This window comes from Stenotrophomonas maltophilia, from assembly GCF_006970445.1.
Lineage (GTDB): Bacteria > Pseudomonadota > Gammaproteobacteria > Xanthomonadales > Xanthomonadaceae > Stenotrophomonas > Stenotrophomonas maltophilia_AU.
Window position 1 is genome coordinate 380,750 of sequence record NZ_CP033877.1, and the last position, 21,079, is coordinate 401,828.

At 64.6% G+C, this 21,079-nt stretch carries 14 protein-coding genes and 3 rRNA genes; 13 read left to right on the plus strand and 4 right to left on the minus strand.

All coding sequences use genetic code 11. The features are described 5' to 3' along the window. Positions 1-177 precede the first annotated feature (177 nt). The 3 genes from EGM71_RS01670 (at position 178) to rrf (EGM71_RS01680) (ending at position 3,544) form a co-directional block, all read left to right on the plus strand. Positions 178-3,055: ribosomal RNA gene (locus tag EGM71_RS01670) — 23S ribosomal RNA — on the plus strand. A gap of 125 nt (positions 3,056-3,180) precedes the next feature. After that, positions 3,181-3,296: ribosomal RNA gene (gene rrf, locus EGM71_RS01675) — 5S ribosomal RNA — on the plus strand. 133 nt (positions 3,297-3,429) lie between these two features. Then, positions 3,430-3,544: ribosomal RNA gene (rrf, locus tag EGM71_RS01680) — 5S ribosomal RNA — on the plus strand. Between the two features lie 286 nt (positions 3,545-3,830). Here the strand turns inward: rrf (EGM71_RS01680) and EGM71_RS01685 are convergent. Together EGM71_RS01685 and EGM71_RS01690 are read right to left on the minus strand one after the other, a co-directional pair. Next, positions 3,831-5,540 carry a M28 family metallopeptidase gene (locus EGM71_RS01685; protein WP_188487345.1) on the minus strand — a complete coding sequence of 570 codons (1,710 nt, stop codon included), beginning with the start codon at positions 5,538-5,540 and terminating at the stop codon, positions 3,831-3,833. Positions 5,541-5,626: 86 nt separating this feature from the next. After that, complete coding sequence (locus tag EGM71_RS01690; RefSeq protein WP_188487347.1) at positions 5,627-6,289, minus strand: hypothetical protein; 663 nt, start codon at positions 6,287-6,289, stop codon at positions 5,627-5,629. A gap of 95 nt (positions 6,290-6,384) precedes the next feature. On the opposite strand from EGM71_RS01690, the gene EGM71_RS01695 reads away from it, so the two are divergent. Both EGM71_RS01695 and EGM71_RS01700 read left to right on the plus strand, forming a co-directional pair. After that, the gene (locus tag EGM71_RS01695; protein WP_188487349.1) at positions 6,385-7,683 is read left to right on the plus strand and encodes a murein hydrolase activator EnvC family protein; all 1,299 of its coding nucleotides are present in this window, start codon (positions 6,385-6,387) and stop codon (positions 7,681-7,683) included. Positions 7,684-7,791: 108 nt separating this feature from the next. Then, on the plus strand, positions 7,792-9,324 hold the full coding sequence (locus EGM71_RS01700; RefSeq protein ID WP_188487351.1) for a S41 family peptidase: 1,533 nt from the start codon (positions 7,792-7,794) through the stop codon (positions 9,322-9,324). Between the two features lie 106 nt (positions 9,325-9,430). Here EGM71_RS01700 and EGM71_RS01705 read toward each other — a convergent pair whose 3' ends face one another. Then, positions 9,431-10,123 (minus strand): rhomboid family intramembrane serine protease, encoded by a 693-nt coding sequence (locus EGM71_RS01705; protein WP_188487353.1) that lies wholly within the window; start codon positions 10,121-10,123, stop codon positions 9,431-9,433. Positions 10,124-10,349: 226 nt separating this feature from the next. Here EGM71_RS01705 and EGM71_RS01710 point away from each other — a divergent pair, with 226 nt between their 5' ends. The 3 genes from EGM71_RS01710 (at position 10,350) to EGM71_RS01720 (ending at position 13,574) form a co-directional block, all read left to right on the plus strand. Further along, positions 10,350-11,777, plus strand: coding sequence for an outer membrane protein transport protein (locus EGM71_RS01710; protein ID WP_188487355.1), 1,428 nt, complete (start codon positions 10,350-10,352; stop codon positions 11,775-11,777). Positions 11,778-11,920: 143 nt separating this feature from the next. After that, positions 11,921-12,520: a nicotinamide riboside transporter PnuC gene (pnuC, locus tag EGM71_RS01715; RefSeq protein ID WP_069140027.1), complete on the plus strand. Its 600-nt coding sequence runs from the start codon at positions 11,921-11,923 to the stop codon at positions 12,518-12,520. Then, positions 12,507-13,574 (plus strand): AAA family ATPase, encoded by a 1,068-nt coding sequence (locus EGM71_RS01720; RefSeq protein WP_188487357.1) that lies wholly within the window; start codon positions 12,507-12,509, stop codon positions 13,572-13,574. Before pnuC ends, EGM71_RS01720 begins: the two co-directional genes overlap by 14 nt. 88 nt (positions 13,575-13,662) lie before the next feature. On the opposite strand, the gene putA is transcribed toward EGM71_RS01720, so the two are convergent. Beyond that, a complete protein-coding gene (gene putA, locus EGM71_RS01725) occupies positions 13,663-16,881 on the minus strand; it encodes a bifunctional proline dehydrogenase/L-glutamate gamma-semialdehyde dehydrogenase PutA (RefSeq protein ID WP_188487359.1) in 3,219 nt (1,072 codons plus the stop codon). A 274-nt stretch (positions 16,882-17,155) separates the two neighbouring features. Between putA and EGM71_RS01730 the strand changes: the two genes are divergently transcribed. The 5 genes from EGM71_RS01730 to EGM71_RS01750 are packed head-to-tail and all read left to right on the plus strand — an operon-like array spanning position 17,156 to position 21,078. Beyond that, positions 17,156-17,632: a DUF2244 domain-containing protein gene (locus EGM71_RS01730; RefSeq protein ID WP_004153894.1), complete on the plus strand. Its 477-nt coding sequence runs from the start codon at positions 17,156-17,158 to the stop codon at positions 17,630-17,632. A gap of 11 nt (positions 17,633-17,643) precedes the next feature. Beyond that, on the plus strand, positions 17,644-18,600 hold the full coding sequence (coxB, locus tag EGM71_RS01735) for a cytochrome c oxidase subunit II (RefSeq protein WP_188487361.1): 957 nt from the start codon (positions 17,644-17,646) through the stop codon (positions 18,598-18,600). Positions 18,601-18,659: 59 nt separating this feature from the next. After that, complete coding sequence (gene ctaD, locus EGM71_RS01740; protein WP_188487363.1) at positions 18,660-20,267, plus strand: cytochrome c oxidase subunit I; 1,608 nt, start codon at positions 18,660-18,662, stop codon at positions 20,265-20,267. A gap of 8 nt (positions 20,268-20,275) precedes the next feature. After that, positions 20,276-20,491: a hypothetical protein gene (locus tag EGM71_RS01745; RefSeq protein ID WP_188487364.1), complete on the plus strand. Its 216-nt coding sequence runs from the start codon at positions 20,276-20,278 to the stop codon at positions 20,489-20,491. Then, a complete protein-coding gene (locus EGM71_RS01750) occupies positions 20,488-21,078 on the plus strand; it encodes a cytochrome c oxidase assembly protein (RefSeq protein WP_188487366.1) in 591 nt (196 codons plus the stop codon). Before EGM71_RS01745 ends, EGM71_RS01750 begins: the two co-directional genes overlap by 4 nt. Position 21,079 lies beyond the last annotated feature (1 nt).

Consider the following 21,079-nt stretch of genomic DNA (forward strand, 5'->3'; position numbering starts at 1 on the left):
GCTGGTACGTGTTCTTTTAAAACTTGTGACGTAGCGAGCGTTTGAGATGTTCTATCAGACGTGTCGTGAGGCTAAGGCGAGAGACATAAGTCTCTTTATTAATTGAGTCGTTATATTCGTATCCGGGCTTTGTACCCCCGGGTCAAATGTATAACCCAAGGCAACTTGCGGTTATATGGTCAAGCGAATAAGCGCACACGGTGGATGCCTTGGCGGTCAGAGGCGATGAAGGACGTGGCAGCCTGCGAAAAGTATCGGGGAGCTGGCAACAAGCTTTGATCCGGTAATGTCCGAATGGGGAAACCCACCCGCTTGCGGGTATCCTGCAGTGAATACATAGCTGCTGGAAGCGAACCTGGTGAACTGAAATATCTAAGTAACCAGAGGAAAAGAAATCAACCGAGATTCCGTAAGTAGCGACGAGCGAACGCGGACTAGCCCTTAAGCTGATTTGGTTCTAGGAAAACGCTCTGGAAAGAGCGGCCATAGAAGGTGATAGCCCTGTATCTGAAAGGGCCATTTCAGTGAAGACGAGTAGGGCGGGGCACGTGAAACCCTGTCTGAACATGGGGGGACCATCCTCCAAGGCTAAATACTACTGACCGACCGATAGTGAACCAGTACCGTGAGGGAAAGGCGAAAAGAACCCCGGAGAGGGGAGTGAAATAGAACCTGAAACCGTGTGCGTACAAGCAGTAGGAGCTCCGCAAGGAGTGACTGCGTACCTTTTGTATAATGGGTCAGCGACTTACTGTTCGTGGCAAGCTTAACCGTATAGGGGAGGCGAAGGGAAACCGAGTCTGATAAGGGCGCATAGTCGCGGGCAGTAGACCCGAAACCGGGTGATCTAGTCATGCCCAGGGTGAAGGTGCGGTAACACGCACTGGAGGCCCGAACCCACTCCCGTTGCAAAGGTAGGGGATGAGGTGTGATTAGGAGTGAAAAGCTAATCGAACCCGGAGATAGCTGGTTCTCCTCGAAAGCTATTTAGGTAGCGCCTCATATGTATCCTCTCGGGGGTAGAGCACTGTTATGGCTAGGGGGTCATCGCGACTTACCAAACCATTGCAAACTCCGAATACCGAGACGGACTGTATGGGAGACACACGGCGGGTGCTAACGTCCGTCGTGAAAAGGGAAACAACCCAGACCCACAGCTAAGGTCCCAAATTCACTGCTAAGTGGAAAACCATGTGGAAAGGCACAGACAGCCAGGAGGTTGGCTTAGAAGCAGCCACCCTTTAAAGAAAGCGTAATAGCTCACTGGTCGAGTCGGTCTGCGGGGAAGATTTAACGGGGCTAAGCAGTGAACCGAAGCTTGGGGTGCATACTTTGTATGCGCGGTAGAGGAGCGTTCCGTAAGCCGTTGAAGGTGGATTGAGAAGTCTGCTGGAGGTATCGGAAGTGCGAATGCTGACATGAGTAACGATAATGCGGGTGAAAAACCCGCACGCCGAAAGCCCAAGGTTTCCTTGCGCAACGTTAATCGGCGCAGGGTGAGTCGGCCCCTAAGGCGAGGACGAAAGTCGTAGTCGATGGGAAGCAGGTTAATATTCCTGCACCTCGCGTAAGTGCGATGGAGGGACGGAGAAGGTTAGGTGTACCAGGCGTTGGTTGTCCTGGGGAAAGGCGGTAGGTTTGGATCTTTGGCAAATCCGGGATCCTTTAAGACCGAGCACCGAGACGAGCCTTTATGGCGAAGTCACTGATACCACGCTTCCAGGAAAAGCTCCTAAGCTTCAGCTTACGCAGACCGTACCGTAAACCGACACAGGTGGGTAGGATGAGAATTCTCAGGCGCTTGAGAGAACTCGGGTGAAGGAACTAGGCAACATGGCACCGTAACTTCGGGAGAAGGTGCACCCTTTTTGGTGGCTCGTGCGAGCTATAGCTGAAGAGGGTCGCAGTAACCAGGCCGCTGCGACTGTTTATCAAAAACACAGCACTCTGCAAACACGAAAGTGGACGTATAGGGTGTGACGCCTGCCCGGTGCTGGAAGGTTAATTGATGGGGTCAGCCGCAAGGCGAAGCTCTTGATCGAAGCCCCAGTAAACGGCGGCCGTAACTATAACGGTCCTAAGGTAGCGAAATTCCTTGTCGGGTAAGTTCCGACCTGCACGAATGGCGTAACGACAGCGGCGCTGTCTCCACCCGAGACTCAGTGAAATTGAAATCGCTGTGAAGATGCAGCGTTCCCGTGGCAAGACGGAAAGACCCCGTGAACCTTTACTATAGCTTTACACTGAACGTTGAGTTCGTCTGTGTAGGATAGGTGGGAGGCTATGAAACTGTGGCGCTAGCTGCAGTGGAGCCATCCTTGAAATACCACCCTGTCGTGCTTGACGTTCTAACCTGGGCCCATTATCTGGGTCGGGGACCGTGTATGGTGGGTAGTTTGACTGGGGCGGTCTCCTCCTAAAGAGTAACGGAGGAGCTCGAAGGTACGCTCAGCGCGGTCGGACATCGCGCACTGTGTGCAAAGGCATAAGCGTGCTTGACTGCAAGATCGACGGATCAAGCAGGTAGGAAACTAGGACTTAGTGATCCGGTGGTTCTGTATGGAAGGGCCATCGCTCAACGGATAAAAGGTACTCCGGGGATAACAGGCTGATACCGCCCAAGAGTTCATATCGACGGCGGTGTTTGGCACCTCGATGTCGGCTCATCACATCCTGGGGCTGTAGTCGGTCCCAAGGGTATGGCTGTTCGCCATTTAAAGTGGTACGCGAGCTGGGTTCAGAACGTCGTGAGACAGTTCGGTCCCTATCTGCCATGGGCGTTGGAGATTTGAGAGGGGCTGCTCCTAGTACGAGAGGACCGGAGTGGACGAACCTCTGGTGTTCCGGTTGTCACGCCAGTGGCATTGCCGGGTAGCTATGTTCGGAAGCGATAACCGCTGAAAGCATCTAAGCGGGAAGCGCGCCTCAAGATGAGATCTCCCGGGGCACAAGCCCCCTGAAGGAACCATGTAGACTACGTGGTTGATAGGTCAGGTGTGTAAGTGCAGCAATGCATTGAGCTAACTGATACTAATGATCCGTGCGGCTTGACCATATAACCTCAAGTTGCCTTGGCTTTACGACAGCGTCGTAAGAGCATCCAAGTGCACGCTACGTCACAAGAACTATGCGAGGCTGGCGCCTTGTCCCTCGGGACGAGTGCGACTCTCCAAAAGCCTCCCTGGTGAAATTAGCGCTGTGGAACCACCCCGATCCCATCCCGAACTCGGAAGTGAAACGCAGCTGCGCCGATGGTAGTGTGGCTCAAGCCATGCGAGAGTAGGTCATCGCCAGGGTTTACACCCAAAACCCCGCTGCTCACGCAGCGGGGTTTTTCTTATTAAGTGAAGGCACTGCATTTTCCGGGTTCCTTCCGCCCCAAGGGCAAGATCGCGAAGCTGGCGCTGCAAGCGCTGCTGCAACCGTCTCCCTGGTGAAATTAGCGCTGTGGAACCACCCGATCCCATCCCGAACTCGGAAGTGAAACGCAGCTGCGCCGATGGTAGTGTGGCTCAAGCCATGCGAGAGTAGGTCATCGCCAGGGTTTACACCCAAAACCCCGCTGCTCACGCAGCGGGGTTTTTCTTTACGTGCAGGAAATACTGGTGGTGGCGCCCGCTGGCTGGCAGATGAGTTGATGGACCCGCTGCCGTTTGCCGGCCAGCGGCCGGCACTACCCGTAGATCCACGCCATGCGTGGATGGGGCGCTCGCCGAGTAAAGGGGGCCAACCAAGGTTGGCACCCACCAATGGCAGAGCGCACAAAAAAAGCGGCGCCCCGTGGGGCGCCGCTCTGCTCTCAACGAAGTTCAGTCGAGCATGCCTTGACTCTACTTGGTCGGGGCCTTGTCCTTCATCATCGCGTCGCGGGCCGCCTTGAAGGGGTTGCCTGCATACCAGTTCGGCCAACGATCGCCACCGGCCAGTTCCTTGCCCACGCCGTACATCAGCTGCAGGTCTTCGACGGTGCCGTCCAGCTTCCAGGTGGCCGCGTCGAACTCGTCCTTCGGGCCGTGGTAACGGTTGGCGCCGTAGTCCGCCGCGGCCTTGCGGCCCGCTTCCATGCCACCCTCGCGCAGGTCTTCGCCGCCATCGGCGTACAGGGCCGGCACACCGGCCTTGGCGAAGTTGAAGTGATCCGAGCGGAAGTAGAAGCCACTCTGCACCGAGGTCTCGCCGTGCAGGGTACGGTCCTGGGCGGCAGCCAGCGGCTTGAGGATGTCCTCCAGCTCCGAACTGCCGAAGCCGGTGACCGTCACGTCCTTGGCACGGCCGGCCACCGACATCGCATCGATGTTGATCACACCGGCGATCTTGTCGAGCGGGAAGGTCGGGTGGGCGACGTAGTACTTCGAACCCAACAGGCCGGATTCTTCCAGGGTCACGGCCAGGAACACCACCGAACGTTCCGGCTTCGGATCCTGGTGGGCCATGGCTTCGGCCACTTCGAGAATGCCGGCCACACCGGTCGCGTTGTCGACTGCGCCATTGTAGATGTTGTCGCCGGTCTCACCCTCATGCTTGCCCAGGTGGTCCCAGTGCGCCATGTACAGCACGGCCTCGTCAGCGCGCTTGCTGCCCGGCAGCACGCCCACCACGTTGCGCGACTGCTTCTGTGCGATCTGGCTCTTCAGGTCGACCGCGGCGGTGGCCTTCAGCGGCACCGGCTTGAAGCCGCGCTTGCTGGCGTCCTTGTAGGCCTGGGCGAGGTCCAGGCCGGCACCGGCGAACAGCGCCTTGGCCGCGTCGGCGCTCAGCCAGCCCTGTACCGGGATACGTGCTTCGGGGTCATCCTTGGCGGGCAGGTCGTACTGCGGGCCGGCCCAGGAATTCTTCACCACGTCCCAGCCGTAGGATGCGCCGGCGGTGTCGTGCACGATCAGCGCGGCAGCGGCACCCTTGCGTGCGGCCTCCTCGAACTTGTAGGTCCAGCGGCCGTAGTAGGTCATGCGCTTGCCGTCGAACAGCTTCGCGTCATCGACATGGAAGCCCGGGTCGTTGACGAACATCACGACCGTCTTGCCCTTCCAGTCCTGGCCGGCGTAGTCGTTCCACTTCTGCTCCGGCGCATCGACACCATAGCCGACGAACACCAGGTCGCTGGCATCGACCTTCACCTCGGCCTGGCCGGTACGGGTACCGACCACCATGTCGGTGCCGAACTTCAGTTCGGTGGTCTTGCCGCCCTGGGTGATCTTCAGCACGGTCGATTCGTCGGCCGTGGTCTCGGTCATCGGCACATCCTGGAACCAGCTGTCGCCGTTGCCGGGCTGCAGGCCGATGCGCTGCATCTGGTCGCGGATGTAGTTGACCGTCAGTTCTTCGCCCTTGCTGCCCGGGGCCCGGCCTTCGAACTCATCCGAGGCCAGGGTCTTGACCATCTCGGCGAAGTCGCCGGCATTGATCTCCGGGGAGAACTGATGGGCGGACGGCTTTGCAGCAGCGGTATCGGTGGCCGGCGTGGCAGCCGGCGTGTCTTCGCCTTTGCAGGCACTGAGCGCGGCCGCGGCGGCCAGGCACAGGAGGAGTTTGCGGGGCATCGTCGATTCCTGGAGAACAAAGGGCGGCCGCACCTCAAGCGCGACCGGTAACAGCGAGTATCACCGAACCGGCAGGTCCGGCGGGTTCAGTCGGCCGGCGCGGTTTCGGTGTCGAACGGGATCGGCTCGGCACCGGTAACCGGACCGATGCGCGCGGTGCGGTGTACGTACAGCACTACCTCGCGTTCGAACTGAAGCGGACCATTGACCACCGCATTGGGGCCGATGATCACGCGCGGCTTGCGGCTGGCGGTCAGCGAGACACTGAAGTTCGGCTTGCGCACATGCACGCCGCCGTTGACCTGCGAACCGATACCGACGGTAATGTCGCCGTTGACGGTCTCCACGTCCTTGCCGACGCGGCTCTCGACCAGGCCGATGCCGCCGTTGACGGTCTCGACGCCACCTTCGATCTGGCTGCCGCGATCGGTGAAGATGCTGCCGTTGACGGTGCTGACGCTGCCGCTGGCGATCACTTCACGCCCGAGGCGTACACCGCCGTTGACCGTTTCGATCTTGCCGGTGCGCGCGCGGTCGGCGACCTTCACCCCGCCGTTGACGGTGTCGATGCTGCCGGTCTCGACGCCTTCGCCGACGCGGATGCCGCCGTTGACGGTGTCCAGTTTGCCGTAGCGTTGACCGGGTTCGGCGCTGATGCTGCCGTTGACCTTGCTGATGTTCTCCTGGGCACAGACCGGCCCGGTGGCCAGCAGTACGCCCAACAGCAGCGGAATGGAAAGAGTTTTCATGGGGACCTCGATGGATGTGCGGCTGGCAGGCCGCGTGCGGAGATGTCACCATTCCCCGGTACCCCCCGCAACTGCCTGAAGTCACTGGAAAGCCCTTGCGCGACAACGTCTTCCCATCACGCCGACATCACATCGCCGCTGCCCGCGGCGGTCGCTGCCTGCTGCTGGGGCTGGCGTTGGCGCTGGCCCTGCCGCTGCCCAGCGGTGCGCAGACCACCCGCGAGACCGAGCGCAAGCTGCAGAAACTGCGTACCGAACTGAAAGGTGTGGCGCAGGAGCGCCGGCAGATCGAAGGGCAGCGTGGCCAGGCATCGCAGCAGCTGCGCGAGGCCGACGAGAAGGTGGCCCGCACCGGCCGTGCGCTTGCACAGACGGAAACCGCGCTGCGCGAACAGGGCCACGCCCTGGCCGAAGCCGAGCAGCGCCGCAACAGCCTGCAGGCCAACCTCGCCCAGCAGCACCGCGAATTGGCCGGGCTGCTGCGCGCGGCATATCAGCTGGGCAACCACGCGCCGCTGAAGCTGCTGCTGTCGCAGGACACGGTGGCCGATGCCAACCGTGCCTTGGCCTACCATCGCTATCTGCAGCGCGAACGTGCGCAGCGGATCACCACGCTGACCGCCGACCTGAAGGAACTGGAGGCGCTGCAGGCGCAGATCGCCGAGCGCAAGCAGAAGCTGCAGGGAGCGCAGCAGGACCAGAAGCAACAGGCTGCTGCGCTGGCGGCCGATCGCCGTGATCGCGCGCAGACCGTGGCCTCGCTGGACGAACGCTTCAAGGACCAGCGCGAGAAGGAACAGGCACTGGGCCAGGACGCCAAGGCGCTGGAAACGCTGCTGGCCAACCTGCGTGCCGCTGCCGCGCGGGCCGAAGCCGAGCGTCGTGCGGCTGCACGTCGAGCCGCCGCCGAAAAGGCCGCTGCCGAGCGGGCCGCACGCCAGGCCGCCGCGCAGGGCCGTCCGCCGCCGCCCACCAAGGTTCCACCTGCGGTGGCGTCTGCACCTGCACCGAAGGTCGGTGGCCTGGGCTGGCCGTTGTCCGGCAATCTGCTGGCCCGCTACGGCGGCAAGCTGCCCGATGGCCGCACCAGCAGCGGCGTGCTGATCGGCGCGCCGGCCGGAAGCACCGTCACGGCCGTGGCCGACGGCACCGTGGTGTTCTCCGACTGGATGACCGGCTACGGCATGATCCTGATCGTCGACCACGGCAACGGCTACATGAGCCTGTACGCCCACAACGACACCCTGCTGAAGGATGCCGGCGCGCGGGTCAGCCGCGGTGATGCGGTGGCCAAGGTCGGCAATTCCGGCGGCCAGGGCGTTACCGCGCTGTACTTCGAGCTGCGCCGTGGCGGGCAGCCGGTCAACCCGGACAGCTGGCTGCAGCGGCGCTGAATCCGGGCCCGCCGATTGCGGGCCGGATTCAACGGGAATTTAGCTGTGCTTCGCGCATAATCGGTGCATGTGCCTTGGGCACGATGCCAACGTCGACAGGAGTGATCCATGCGCGCAGCCCGTACCGCCACCCTCTTGCTGGCCCTGTTGCCAGCGCTGTCCTGGGCGCAGCAGACCGCGCCCGCCCCGAGCCAGGAAACCAGTGGGCAGGCAGCGAACAGCGAGGAGGCGGTGACCTCGAAGGTGCCGCTGGAGGAAATCCGCCGTTTCGTGGCCGTGTACAACGCGGTGCGCGCGGCCTATGTCGACCCGGTCGATGACAAGAAGCTGATGCAGTCGGCCGTGCGCGGCCTGCTGCTCGACCTCGACCCGCACAGCACCTACTTCAACAAGGAAGACGCGCAGGCCTTCGACGAGCAGGCCAACGGTGCCTACGAGGGCATCGGCGTGGAGCTGCAGCAGCAGCCGGACAACGCCAGCATGAAGGTGATCTCGCCGATCGACGACACGCCTGCGGCCAAGGCCGGCATCCTCGCCGGTGACCTGATCATCGCCATCGACGGCAAGCCGATCAGCGCGATCGACGCCAGCGAGCCGCTGCGCGGCCCGGCCGGCAGCAAGGTGGTGCTGACCATCGTGCGCGAAGGCAAGCCGAAGCCATTCGACGTGAGCCTGACCCGCCAGACCATCCGCGTGACCAGCGTGAAGAGCCGCATGCTGGAACCGGGCTACGGCTACATCCGCCTGAGCACCTTCCAGGCCGATACCGGTTCGGACTTCCAGAAGCAGGTGCAGCAGTTGCAGAAGCAGTCCGGTGGCCAGCTCAAGGGCCTGGTGCTGGACCTGCGCAGCAACCCGGGCGGCCTGCTGACTGCCGCCGTGCAGGTGGCCGATGATCTGCTCGACAAGGGCAACATCGTCAGCACCCGTGGCCGCATCAGCATCAGCGATGCACGTTTTGACGCGACCCCGGGCGACCTGCTGAAGGGTGCACCGGTGGTCGTGCTGGCCGATGCCGGTTCTGCCAGTGCATCGGAAGTGCTGGCCGGCGCGCTGCGCGACAACAAGCGCGCGCGCGTGGTCGGCAGCCGCACCTTCGGCAAGGGCTCGGTGCAGACCGTGCTGCCGCTGGACAACGGTGATTCGGTGAAGCTGACCACCGCGCGCTATTACACGCCCAGTGGCAAGTCGATCCAGGCCACCGGCATCGTGCCGGACGTTGAACTGAAGCCGGCCGCCACGCCGGCTGAAGATGCACTTCCGGCCAGCCTGAGCGACTACAGCGAAGCGACCCTGCCGGGCCATCTGCGCGGCGATGACGAAGGCACCGAGGGCTACCACGCCGGTGCGGTGCTGCCGGGTGATGGTCCGATCAACGACGCGCTGGCCGAGTTGAAGAACCCGGGTTCGGTGGCGGCGCGGTTGAAGGCCGAGGCTGCCAAGGCGGATGCGGCAAAGACCGCGAAGGCCGCTGCGGCGAAGCCGGAAGCCAAGGCCGAACCGAAGCCGGAAGCAAAGCCGGAAGCAAAGCCGGAAGCAAAGCCGGAAGCGAAGCCGGAAGCGAAGCCGGAAGCGAAGCCGGAAGCGAAGCCGGAAGCAAAGCCGGAAGCAAAGCCCGCTCCGGCGCCAGCCAAACCCTGACGATAGCGCCGGGCCGTGCCCGGCGGTGAAGCCCGAGTCGAGCACGCTCGACGCCACGAACGGGCGGGTGAGCGTGGAGCCGGCCAGCGGCCGGCACTACCAGGGGTCAGAAGCCGTGGCGCTTGCGCAGGCGGCGGGCGATGGCCGCCCGCACGTACACGCCGTACAGCAGGCCGAACAGGAAGCCGCCGATGTGCGCCCACCAGGCCACCATGCCGAAGCTGGGGCCGATATGGGCGAAGACGACCTGCAGCGCCGCCCAGACGCCGATGAGCAGGTAGGCCGGGGCACGCACGAACTCCAGGAACAGGCCGAGCGGGATCACCACGCCCAGCCGCGCGCCCGGGAACAGGGCCAGATAGGCGCCGATCAGCGCCGACACCGCGCCACTGGCGCCGATGATGATCTGGTCCGGGCTGCCCATGGTGTAGATCGCCACCAGGTTGGACACCGCGCCGCCCACCAGGAACAGCAGCAGCAGCCGCCACGGCCCGAGCACCCGCTCGGCGGGCAGGCCGAAGATCAGCAGGAACACCAGGTTGCCCAGCAGGTGCGACCAGTCGGCGTGCAGGAACAGCGCGGTGAACAGGCGCAGCACGCTGCCGTCCTGCAGGGTCGCCCACCAATCCAGCGGACGGGTCAGGCCGGTGGACAGGGCGCCCCAGTCCAGCCAGAGGCTGCCGCGGGCATCGTCCGGGCGCGAGATCGACCACAGGAACGCCAGCCACAATGACGCGAACAGCACGGGCGTGGCCCAGCGCAGGGCCGCCTTCTTGCGCGACGGGAGGGAGACGAACATGGGCATAAGCCTAGCGTGACGACGCCTGCGGCGGGGATTGTCCTGTTCAGCTTTTGAGACGAAAAAAGCGCCGTTGCTGTTATTGTTTCATTAACAGCTCTGGGTAATACTCGCATACGGCGTCGTATGTCGGGAGGGGAATCCGGCGCGCTCCGAAGGGCCCCAGGGCCAGCCGGGCGCAGGCGCACTCAGAGCAACATCACCGCTTACCGGAGAGAGAACTACGATGCAAACCGCTTCCACCATTGCCCGTCTGACCCTGCTGGCCGTCGGCGTTGCCGGTGCGCTGGCCGCCGCCGATGCCAACGCCGCCGCCTTCCAGCTGAAGGAAAACAGCGCCAAGGGCCTCGGCCGTGCGTTCGCCGGCTCCACCTCCGCTGAAGGCGATGCCTCGGTGGTCGCCACCAACCCGGCGTCGATGCGCCTGCTCGAAGGCACCCAGATCCAGGGCGACGTCAGCGCCATCAGCTTCGGCGCCAAGTTCCGTGGCCAGGGCAAGTACGCCAACGGCGCTCCGATTTCCGGCGGCAACGGCGGCGACGCCGGCATGATCGCCCCGGTCCCGGCAGCCTACTTCCACCTGCCGTTCGGCGAGAACGACAACATGCACTTCGGTGCATCGCTGACCGTGCCGTTCGGCTTCAAGACCGAATACGACCGTGACTGGGTCGGCCGCTACAACGGCGTCAAGACCGAGCTGCAGGCGATCGACCTGGGCGTCGCGTTCTCCTACGACGTCAACCCGTACCTGTCGTTCGGTGCGTCGGTGTTCGCCGAGCGCCTGAACGTCGACCTGACCAGCGCTGTCGACACCGGCACCGCGATCAACGCCAGCGCCCAGCAGAAGGCTGCCGCTGCCGTGCTGGCCGCCGGTGGCACCGCCGCCCAGGCCGCCGCTGCTTCGCGTCAGGCCGCCGTGGCCATGGCCCAGCAGGGCTTCGCTCCGGGCACCGCCGATGGCTACCTGCGCATCAAGGGTGACGAAGTGTCGATGGGCTACACCCTGGGCATGACCGTCAGCCCGGTGGAAGGCACCAACATCGCCTTCAGCTACCGCTCGCAGGTCAAGCACAAGATCAACGACGGCAAGGCCGACTTCACCATTCCGGGCAACGCTGCGACCTTCCTGGCCGCTGCTGCTCCGGGCACCTTCATCGACAGCAAGGGTCGTGCCTCGATCACCCTGCCGGCCAGCGCCACCGTCAGCTTCACCCACCGCGTGAACGACCAGTGGAAGATCATGGCCGACGTCTCGCGCACCGCGTGGAGCAAGTTCGACCAGGTCGTCGTCGACTATGACTCCAACCAGCCGGACAGCGTGCTGCCGTTCCACTACCGCGACACCACCTTCGCGTCGATCGGTACCGAGTACCGCATGAACGAGAAGCTGACCCTGCGCGGCGGTCTCGCCTATGACCAGACCCCGACCACCGACCTGCACCGCGACGTGCGCGTGCCGGACACCACCCGCAAGTGGCTGTCGCTGGGTCTGACCTACGCGGCTTCGGACAAGATGGAATACAGCGTGGGCTACACCCACCTGTTCACCAAGGATCCGAACATCACCTCGACCTCGGCCACCGGCAACACCGTGACCGGCAAGTACAAGGTCAGCGGCGACGTGCTGGCGGCTTCGATGCAGTACAAGTTCTGATTCGAGCGATTGCTTGACGCAGTACGAAGGAGGCCCCGCGCAAGCGGGGCTTTCTTTTTGTGGGGGACGGTTCTGGGGCATCCACGCATGGCGTGGATCTACTGGCAGGCACGCTCGGCGCGCGGATCGACGACAATGACGCCATGAACCTGTCCGATCCGAACTTCCAGCTGGAGCTGGCTGCCAACATCGCCGTCGCCGGCTCGATCCTGCTGGCCGGCCGCAACAACGTGCACACCTGGTGGTTGGGCATCGTCGGCTGCGCATTGTTTGCGGCCGTGTTCGAGCGATCACACCTGTATGCGGACATGGTGCTGCAGTTCTTCTTCATCGCCATCAGCGTGCTGGGCTGGTGGCAGTGGCTGCGTGGCGACCATGGCGCGCCGCTGCCGATCACCGCGCTGCGGCCGCGTGCATGGGCCTGGCTGGCGCCGCTGGCGGTAGTTGCGACCTTCGGCTACGGCTGGATGCTGACCCGACTGACCAACGCTTATGCGCCTTACATCGATTCGGCGGTGCTGGTGCTGAGCGTGATTGCGCAGATCCTGATGATGCGGCGCAAGCTGGAATCGTGGTGGGTGTGGTTGCTGGTGAACACCGTTGCGGTACCGCTGTATTACAGCCGCGGCCTGCATCTGACCTCGATCCTGTATGTGGGCTTCTGGATCAACGCGCTGGTGGCACTGCGCCATTGGCGGCATCTGATGCGCGATGAGGCAAAGGCGGCCGATGCCGCTGCCTGAGCGTGTCGAGCGCGGGCTGGTGGTGGGCAAGTTCTGCCCGCTGCACCTCGGCCATGAACGACTGATCGACTTCGCAGCCGCACGCTGCCAGCAGTTGCTGGTGATCGGCTGGTCGCAGCCGGGTTTTGCCGGCTACAGCGCGGCACGTCGCGAGCGCTGGCTGCGTGCGCGCTTTCCGCAGGCGACGGTGGCGGTGCTGGATGACGCGCAGCTGGCAGCCCTGTGTGCCGAACACGATGTGCCGCCACGCGTGTTGCCGCAGGACAGCGACAGCGAGCAGGTGCAGCGTATGTTCACCGCATGGCTGTGCCAGCGGCTGTTGGGTGGCCCGGTGCAGGCGGTATTCACCGGCGAGGACTACGGCGATGGCTTTGCCGCCACGCTGGCGGCCTGCTTCAACGCGCCGGTACGTCATGAACGGCTGGAGCGCACGCGGGATGTCGGCCAGGCCAGTGGTACCCAGCTGCGAGCCGATCCACATGCGCATCGGCACAGCCTTTCCGCCGAGATGTATGCGGACTACGTGCAGCGCGTGGCGTTCATCGGTGGCGAGTCCAGTGGCAAGACCACGCTCGCGCGGGTGCTGGCCGAGCGTCTGCAGACCGCCTGGGTGCCGGAGTATGGCCGCACGCTATGGGAGCAGCAGGGCGGAGAACTGACGCCGAATGATCTGCTTCGCATCGCAATGACGCAGCCGCAGCATGAAGATGAGGCTGCGCGGCGGGCGCATCGCTGGTTGTTCTGCGATACCACGCCGCTGGTGACGCTGGGCTACAGCGGCTGGATGTTTGATACGGCACCGGAGGCACTGCGGCAGGCTGCACTGCGGCCGTACGACCTGTTGTTCCTGTGTGCGCCGGATATTCCGTTCGACCAGGATGGCACGCGGGTGGGGGAGGCCTTCCGGGCGCAGCAGCATGCGTGGTACGTGCACGAGTTGCAGGCGCGGGGAGTCGAGTACGTGCTGCTGGAGGGCGACCTGGAAGCGCGCATCGCGAGGGTGCGGCACGAGCTGGCCAAGCGTACGGACAGCCGGTTCAGTGTAGCGGCATGATCGTCGCCGGGCATGGCCCGGCACTACCGGTAAAGCACAAAAAACCCCGCTTTTGCGGGGTTTTTCGTTCACCGCATGACGCAGGTGATCAGTCGCCCAGGGTCAGCAGCGAGGCGTTGCCGCCGGCGGCGGTGGTGTTCACCGTCACCGTCTTTTCGGTGGCAAAGCGCAGCAGGTAGTGCGGGCCGCCGGCCTTCGGGCCGGTGCCGGACAGGCCCTGGCCGCCGAACGGCTGCACGCCGACCACCGCGCCGATCTGGTTGCGGTTGACGTAGACGTTGCCGACGTGGACGCCGTTGCTGATGCGATCGACGGTCTCGTCGATGCGCGAATGCACGCCCAGGGTCAGGCCGTAGCCGGTGGCGTTGATCTGATCGATCACCGCGTCGAGCTGGTCGCCCTTCCAGCGGATCACGTGCAGGACTGGACCGAAGACTTCCTTGTGCAGCTGGCCGAGGTCCTTCAGTTCATACGCACGCGGTGCGAAGAAGGTGCCATTGGCTGCTTCGGCGGACAGCTCGGCGGCAGCGATCAGGCGCGCTTCGCGGTCCATGCGTTCGGCGTGGTCCTGCAGGATCTTCAGCGCGTCGGCGTCGATCACCGGGCCGACGTCGGTGGACAGCAGGCCGGGGTTGCCGACCTTCAGTTCCTTCATCGCACCGGCCAGCATGGTCATCACCTTGTCGGCGATGTCGTCCTGCACGAACAGCACGCGCGCGGCCGAGCAACGCTGGCCGGCGGAGGTGAAGGCCGAACCGATCGCGTCCTTGACCAGCTGTTCCGGCAGCGCCGAGGAGTCGGCGATGAAGGCGTTCTGGCCACCGGTCTCGGCGATCAGTACACCGATGGCGGCGTCACGTGCGGCCATCGCGCGGTTGATCGCACGGGCGGTGTCGGTGGAGCCGGTGAAGGCCACGCCGGCCACGCGCGGGTCGGCGGTGAGCGCGGCACCGACGGTGGCGCCGTCGCCCGGCAGGAACTGCACCACCTCGGCCGGCACGCCGGCATCGTGCAGCAGCTTGACCGCGTAGTAGCCGATCAGGTTGGTCTGTTCGGCCGGCTTGGCGATGACGCTGTTGCCGGCGGCCAGGGCGGCAGCGACCTGGCCCAGGAAGATCGCCAGCGGGAAGTTCCACGGGCTGATGCAGACGAACACGCCACGGCCGTGCAGCTGCAGCTCGTTGGACTCACCGGTCGGGCTCGGCAGCTTCTCGGCGTGGCTGAACTGCTCGCGCGCCTGCTTGGCGTAGTAGCGCAGGAAGTCCACGGCTTCGCGCACTTCGGCGATGCTGTCGGGCAGGCTCTTGCCGGCTTCCTTCACGCACAGCGCCATGAACTCCGGCATGCGCGCTTCCAGCTGGTCGGCGGCGTGCTCGAGGATGGCGGCGCGGCTGGCGGCCGGGGTGCGGTTCCAGGCCGGCTGCGCGGCCACGGCGTTGGCCAGGGCCTTCTGCACAGTGGCGGCATCGGCGGCCAGCCACTGGCCGACCACCTCGCGGGTGTCGGCCGGGTTGGTCACCGGCAGCGCGGCGCCGGCCGGGTTGGCACCCGGTACCAGCGGAGCGGCCTGCCAGGGCTTCACAGCCGCGTTGATCTGCTCGGCCAGGGCGCGCAGTTCGTTGTCGTTGGCGAGGTTGGCGCCCATGGAGTTCTTCCTGTCGTGGTTCTGGCTGCGCAGCAGGTCAACCGGCAGCGGGATCTTGGGATGCGGGATCGATTCGAACGAGGCGACCATCTCGACCGGATCGCGGATCAGGTCGGCGATCGGCACGCGCTCGTCGGTGATGCGGTTGACGAAGCTGGAGTTGGCGCCGTTTTCAAGCAGGCGACGCACCAGGTACGGCAGCAGGTCTTCATGCGAACCGACCGGTGCATACACGCGGCAGGGCAGGTTCAAGCGGTCGGCCGGCACCACTTCGGCGTACAGGTCATCGCCCATGCCGTGCAGCTTCTGGTGCTCGTACACGCCGCCGTTGGCGATGCTGCGCACGGCCGCGATGGTGTGCGCGTTGTGCGTGGCGAACATCGGGTAGATCGCGTCGGCATGGGTGAACAGGCGCTTCGCGCATGCCAGGTACGACACGTCGGTGTTCTGCTTGCGGGTGAACACCGGGTAGCCCGGATAGCCTTCGATCTGCGCGCGCTTGATCTCGGCATCCCAGTAGGCGCCCTTGACCAGGCGCACCTGCAGGCGGCGACCGGCGCGGCGCGCCATGTCGGCCAGGTGGTCGATCGTGTACGGCGTGCGCTTCTGGTAGGCCTGCACGACCACGCCGAAGCCATCCCAGCCGGCCAGCGAGGCGTCGGAGAAGACCTGCTCGATGATGTCCAGCGACAGTTCCAGGCGGTCGGACTCTTCGGCGTCGACGGTGCAGCCGATGCCGTAGCTCTTGGCCAGTTGTGCCAGTTCCAGCACGCCCGGCACCAGGTCCTTCAGCACGCGCTCGCGCTTGGCGTGCTCGTAGCGCGGGTACAGCGCCGACAGCTTGATCGAGATGCCCGGGGCATTGTTGACGTCGCCGTCCGGACGGCCGCCGCGTGCCTTGTGATCGCCGCCGATGGCGTGGATCGCACGGCGGTAGTCTTCCAGGTAGCGCAGCGCGTCCTTCATGGTCAGCGCGCCTTCGCCCAGCATGTCGAACGAGTAGCGGTAGCTGGCGTTGTCGCCCTTGTGCGAGCGCGACAGCGCTTCGCTGATGGTGCGGCCCATGACGAACTGGTGGCCCATGATCTTCATCGCCTGGCGCACGGCCAGGCGCACCACCGGCTCACCGACGCGGCCGACCAGGCGCTTGAACGCGCTGGGCGCATCGGCGCGGGTGGCGTCGTTCATCTGCACCAGCTTGCCGGTCAGCATCAGGCCCCAGGTGGAGGCGTTGACCAGCACCGAGTCGCTGCCGCCCAGGTGCTTTTCCCAGTCGGCATCGGCCAGCTTGTCGCGGATCAGCTTGTCGGCGGTGTCCTGGTCCGGAATGCGCAGCAGCGCCTCGGCCACGCACATCAGCAGCACGCCTTCCTCGCTGCCCAGGTCGTACTGGCGCATGAAGGCTTCGATCGCGCCCTGGTCCTTGGCACGCACGCGCACGCGGCCGACCAGGTCGGCGGCAAGCGCCTGCACCCTGGCCTGCTCTTCGGCGGGCAGGCGGGCCTGCGCCAGCAGCTCGCGGACGTGGCTGGCCTCGTCCTTCAGCCAGCCATCGGTGATGGCCTGGCGGAACGGGTTGGGGGGCGCCGGCAGTTCCGGCGACAGCAGCGCGCCGGGACGCGGGGCGTCGCTGGCGGCAGGGGAGGAAGAAGGTGCGTTCATGCCGGTCCGGCCAGTGGAAAACTTGGCGATTTTAATCATTTTTGCGCCTTCCGGAAGTGCCCCGCAGCCACCTTCGTGAAGGGCTGATAGCCCCTAACGGTGGTGGGTTCAGCGTGTTCAGCAAGCTCGGCTACATTTGTGCTGAATTCGTCATTCGTGCTGCCGACCCAATGCTGTGTTGCAGCATTGGAAAAAGTGTGAATGCACCCTTGCTACCGGCGAGAGGGCAGGGCTACCATCGAGACGTTTCCCGCGGCAGGAACGCGGTTGCGACATGATCGAGGTGCTTCCAGCTCCGGATGGGTCAGGTACGCAGCTGCGGCTGCGTCCCCCACGGGCGCTCGATGCCCGGCAGTTCGTCCTGTTGTTCACCGTGTTGTCGGGTGCGATGTGGCTGGTGTCCGCCCTTGGGTGGTTGGCCGGCAATGCATTCGCCCCCCTGTTCGCGCTGCTGTACAGCCTGGTGCTGGCAGCGGCGCTGCGTGCCTTGTGGCGCAGCGGTGAACGGCAGGAGGAGATCCGGGTAGTGCCGGCGTACGTGGAGGTCATCCCCGTACCCGGTGGATCGCCGGTGTTCCGGGCCCACCCCCACTGGGTGCGCCTGCTCACCGACGATGAGAGGGTCCGGCTGGCATCCAGCGGCCGGCAGGTGGAGGTGGGGAGTTTCCTCGCGCCGGCCGAACGTCAGACGCTCGCAGAGACACTTGAAAGCTTGCTCGCCGCCAGCGATGGCGGCAACCGACGACGCTAAGGGTCTAGGCAATGAAGCAAAGCAGCAGGTGGGGCACGAAGTGCGTGAACGTGGTTGCCGCAGTGCTGGCGACCGGGGGACTGATGCCGGCGTTGGCCTGGGCCCAGGCGGCCGATCCCAAGCCGTGGCAGCTGAACATGGGCAAGGGGGTGACCCAGACCTCGCGCCTGGCCTGGGAATCGAACAACCTGTCGTTGATCATCTGCACGGTGATCGGCGTCATCGTGTTCGGCGCGATGGCCTATGCCATCTTCAAGTTCCGCAAATCCAAGGGCGCGGTCGCCGCCACCTTCAGCCACAACACCAAGGCCGAGATCATCTGGACGGTGATCCCGGTGATCATCCTGATCGTGATGGCGTGGCCGGCCACGGCCAACCTGATCAAGATGTACGACACCCGCGATGCCGAGATGACGGTGAAGGTCACCGGCTACCAGTGGATGTGGAAGTACGAATATCTCGGCGAGAACGTCACCTTCACCAGCCGCCTGGACCGCGAGTCCGACCGCATGCGGCAGAGTGGCAAGGTGCCGACGCGCGAAAGCCACCCACACTACCTGCTGGACGTGGACAACCGCCTGGTGCTGCCGGTGGATACCAAGGTGCGCTTTGTCATCACCTCCGATGATGTGATCCACGCCTGGTGGGTGCCGGCGCTGGGCTGGAAGCAGGACGCCATCCCTGGCTTCATCAACGAGGCCTGGACCAGCATCGAGCAGCCCGGTGTGTACCGCGGGCAGTGCGCTGAGCTGTGTGGCAAGGACCATGGCTTCATGCCGATCGTGGTCGAGGCGGTGTCCAAGGAAGAATTCAAGCAGTGGCTGGCGCAGCGCAAGCCGGCGCCGCCCGCCGCGCCGGCAACGCCGGCGGCACCTGCCGAACCGGCAGCACCGGCGGGCCAGGCACCTGCTGCGCCTGCCGCTGCAGAAACCGGCAGCGCGCCTGCCACCGCGGCCAGCGGAGCGTGATGTAAAGCCCGCGGCCGCCAGCGGCCGTGGTGACAACCGATTCTGAGAGGTGTTTTGCAATGGCGCACTCGGCAGTTGGGCACGACGATCACCATCACCACCAGAGCTTCTTCGAGCGTTGGTTCTTCTCGACCAACCACAAGGACATCGGCACGCTGTACCTGGGTTTCAGCTTCATCATGTTCGTCATCGGCGCTTTCATGAGCGTGCTGATCCGGCTTGAGCTTGCCCAGCCCGGCATCCAGTTCATCCGGCCGGAGGTGTTCAATCAGCTGACCACGGTGCATGCGCTGGTGATGATCTTCGGTGGCGTGATGCCGGCTTTCGTCGGCCTGGCCAACTGGATGATCCCGCTGCAGATCGGCGCGCCGGACATGGCGCTGCCGCGCATGAACAACTGGTCGTTCTGGTTGCTGCCGGTGGCCTTCAGCCTGCTGCTGCTGACGTTCCTGCTGCCCGGCGGTGCACCGGCCGGCGGCTGGACGCTGTACCCGCCGCTGTCGCTGCAGGGCGGCTACAACGTCGCTTTCACTGTGTTCGCCATCCACGTGGCCGGCATCAGCTCGATCATGGGCGCGATCAACATCATCGCCACCGTGCTCAACATGCGCGCGCCGGGCATTGACCTGCTGAAGATGCCGATCTTCTGCTGGGCCTGGCTGATCACCGCGTTCCTGCTGATCGCGGTGATGCCGGTGCTGGCCGGTGCGGTGACCATGCTGCTGACCGACAAGTTCTTCGGTACCAGTTTCTTCAACGCCGCCGGTGGCGGTGATCCGGTGATGTTCCAGCACATCTTCTGGTTCTTCGGGCACCCCGAGGTCTACATCATGATCCTGCCCGCCTTCGGCGTGGTCAGCGAGATCATCCCGACCTTCAGCCGCAAGCCGCTGTTCGGCTACCAGGCGATGGTGTACGCCACCGCCGCGATCGCGTTCCTGTCGTTCATCGTCTGGGCCCACCACATGTTCACCGTGGGCATGCCACTGGGCGGCGAGATCTACTTCATGTTCGCCACCATGCTGATCTCGATCCCGACCGGCGTGAAGGTGTTCAACTGGGTCAGCACGATGTGGCGTGGCTCGCTGACGTTCGAGGCGCCGATGCTGTGGTCGGTGGCCTTCGTCATCCTGTTCACCATCGGTGGCTTCTCTGGCCTGATGCTGGCCATCGTCGCCGCCGACTTCCAGTACCACGACACCTACTTCGTGGTCGCCCACTTCCACTACGTGCTGGTGACCGGCGCGGTATTCGCGCTGATCGCCGCGGTGTACTACTGGTGGCCGAAGTGGACCGGGCGCATGTACAGCGAGAGGTGGGCCAAGGTGCACTTCTGGTGGTCGATCGTGTTCGTCAACCTGCTGTTCTTCCCGCAGCACTTCCTCGGCCTGGCCGGCATGCCGCGGCGCATTCCCGATTACAGCGTGGCCTTCGCAGACTGGAACCTGATCAGTTCGATCGGTGCGTTCGGCATGTTCGTCACCCCGTTCATGATGGCGGCGATCCTGCTGTCCTCGCTGCGCAACGGCGAAAAGGCCGAAGCACGCAGCTGGGAGGGCGCGCGCGGCCTGGAGTGGACGCTGCCGTCGCCGGTACCGTCGCACACCTTCACCACGCCGCCGACCATCCGCCCGGGAGATCTGGCGCATGACGACATCACGCATTGAGGTGGCGCATGCATAACGAGAGCCCGCTCCCGATCGGCAGAGTCGAGCCAGCTTCGGCTGACAGCGTGTCGTCCAGTCAAGAGCAGCCGACCCGCGGTCGGCTCTACCAGGGCGGAAGCATCGAGCTGCAGCGACAGCGCGCGAAGCGCACCGCGATGTGGGTCGGCGGCGTCGCCGTGCTGGTCTACGTCGGTTTCATCCTCAGTGGGGTGATCGGCCGATGAGCGAGGCGCCGGCCAGCACGCCGTCACCCAGTGCCGGGCTGCCGCGCCTGATCGGCGTGGCGGTGGCGGTGTTCCTGCTGACGTTCTCGCTGGTGCCGCTGTACCGCATCGCCTGCGAAAAGGTGTTCGGCGTGCGCCTGGAGCGCGGCCCTGGAGGTGAAGCCAGTACGGGTGCTGCAGCTGGCAAGCGCACCGTGCGGGTGGAGTTCGACGGGGGCGTCAATTCGCGGCTGCCGTGGTCGTTCCATCCCGAGCAGCTGACCATGGACGTGGTGCCCGGCGAACTCAACGAGGCGCTGTACTTCGCCCGCAACGACAGCGCGGCTGCAGTGGTCGGCAGCGCGGTGCCTTCGGTGGCACCGGCGCGTGCGTCGGGCTTCTTCAGCAAGACCGAGTGCTTCTGTTTCACCGCGCAGACGCTGCAGGCCGGCGAGAAGCGCGACATGCCGGTGCGCTTCATCGTCGATCCGGACCTGCCACCGGAGATCAAGACGATCACGCTGTCCTACACCTTCTACCGCAACGACGCGCTGTCCGATCGGCTGGCTCCGGCCGCCACCTCGGAAGGCGCGCACGCCGCACCCTGAC

Coding starts and splice junctions, on each gene's coding strand:
- EGM71_RS01685 (WP_188487345.1), bottom strand. CDS start 5,540: ATGCCCCGCAAACTCCTCCTGTGCCTGGCCGCCGCGGCCGCGCTCAGT.
- EGM71_RS01690 (WP_188487347.1), bottom strand. CDS start 6,289: ATGAAAACTCTTTCCATTCCGCTGCTGTTGGGCGTACTGCTGGCCACC.
- EGM71_RS01700 (WP_188487351.1), top strand. CDS start 7,792: ATGCGCGCAGCCCGTACCGCCACCCTCTTGCTGGCCCTGTTGCCAGCG.
- EGM71_RS01705 (WP_188487353.1), bottom strand. CDS start 10,123: ATGTTCGTCTCCCTCCCGTCGCGCAAGAAGGCGGCCCTGCGCTGGGCC.
- EGM71_RS01710 (WP_188487355.1), top strand. CDS start 10,350: ATGCAAACCGCTTCCACCATTGCCCGTCTGACCCTGCTGGCCGTCGGC.
- pnuC (WP_069140027.1), top strand. CDS start 11,921: ATGAACCTGTCCGATCCGAACTTCCAGCTGGAGCTGGCTGCCAACATC.
- EGM71_RS01720 (WP_188487357.1), top strand. CDS start 12,507: ATGCCGCTGCCTGAGCGTGTCGAGCGCGGGCTGGTGGTGGGCAAGTTC.
- putA (WP_188487359.1), bottom strand. CDS start 16,881: ATGAACGCACCTTCTTCCTCCCCTGCCGCCAGCGACGCCCCGCGTCCC.
- EGM71_RS01730 (WP_004153894.1), top strand. CDS start 17,156: ATGATCGAGGTGCTTCCAGCTCCGGATGGGTCAGGTACGCAGCTGCGG.
- coxB (WP_188487361.1), top strand. CDS start 17,644: ATGAAGCAAAGCAGCAGGTGGGGCACGAAGTGCGTGAACGTGGTTGCC.
- ctaD (WP_188487363.1), top strand. CDS start 18,660: ATGGCGCACTCGGCAGTTGGGCACGACGATCACCATCACCACCAGAGC.
- EGM71_RS01745 (WP_188487364.1), top strand. CDS start 20,276: ATGCATAACGAGAGCCCGCTCCCGATCGGCAGAGTCGAGCCAGCTTCG.
- EGM71_RS01750 (WP_188487366.1), top strand. CDS start 20,488: ATGAGCGAGGCGCCGGCCAGCACGCCGTCACCCAGTGCCGGGCTGCCG.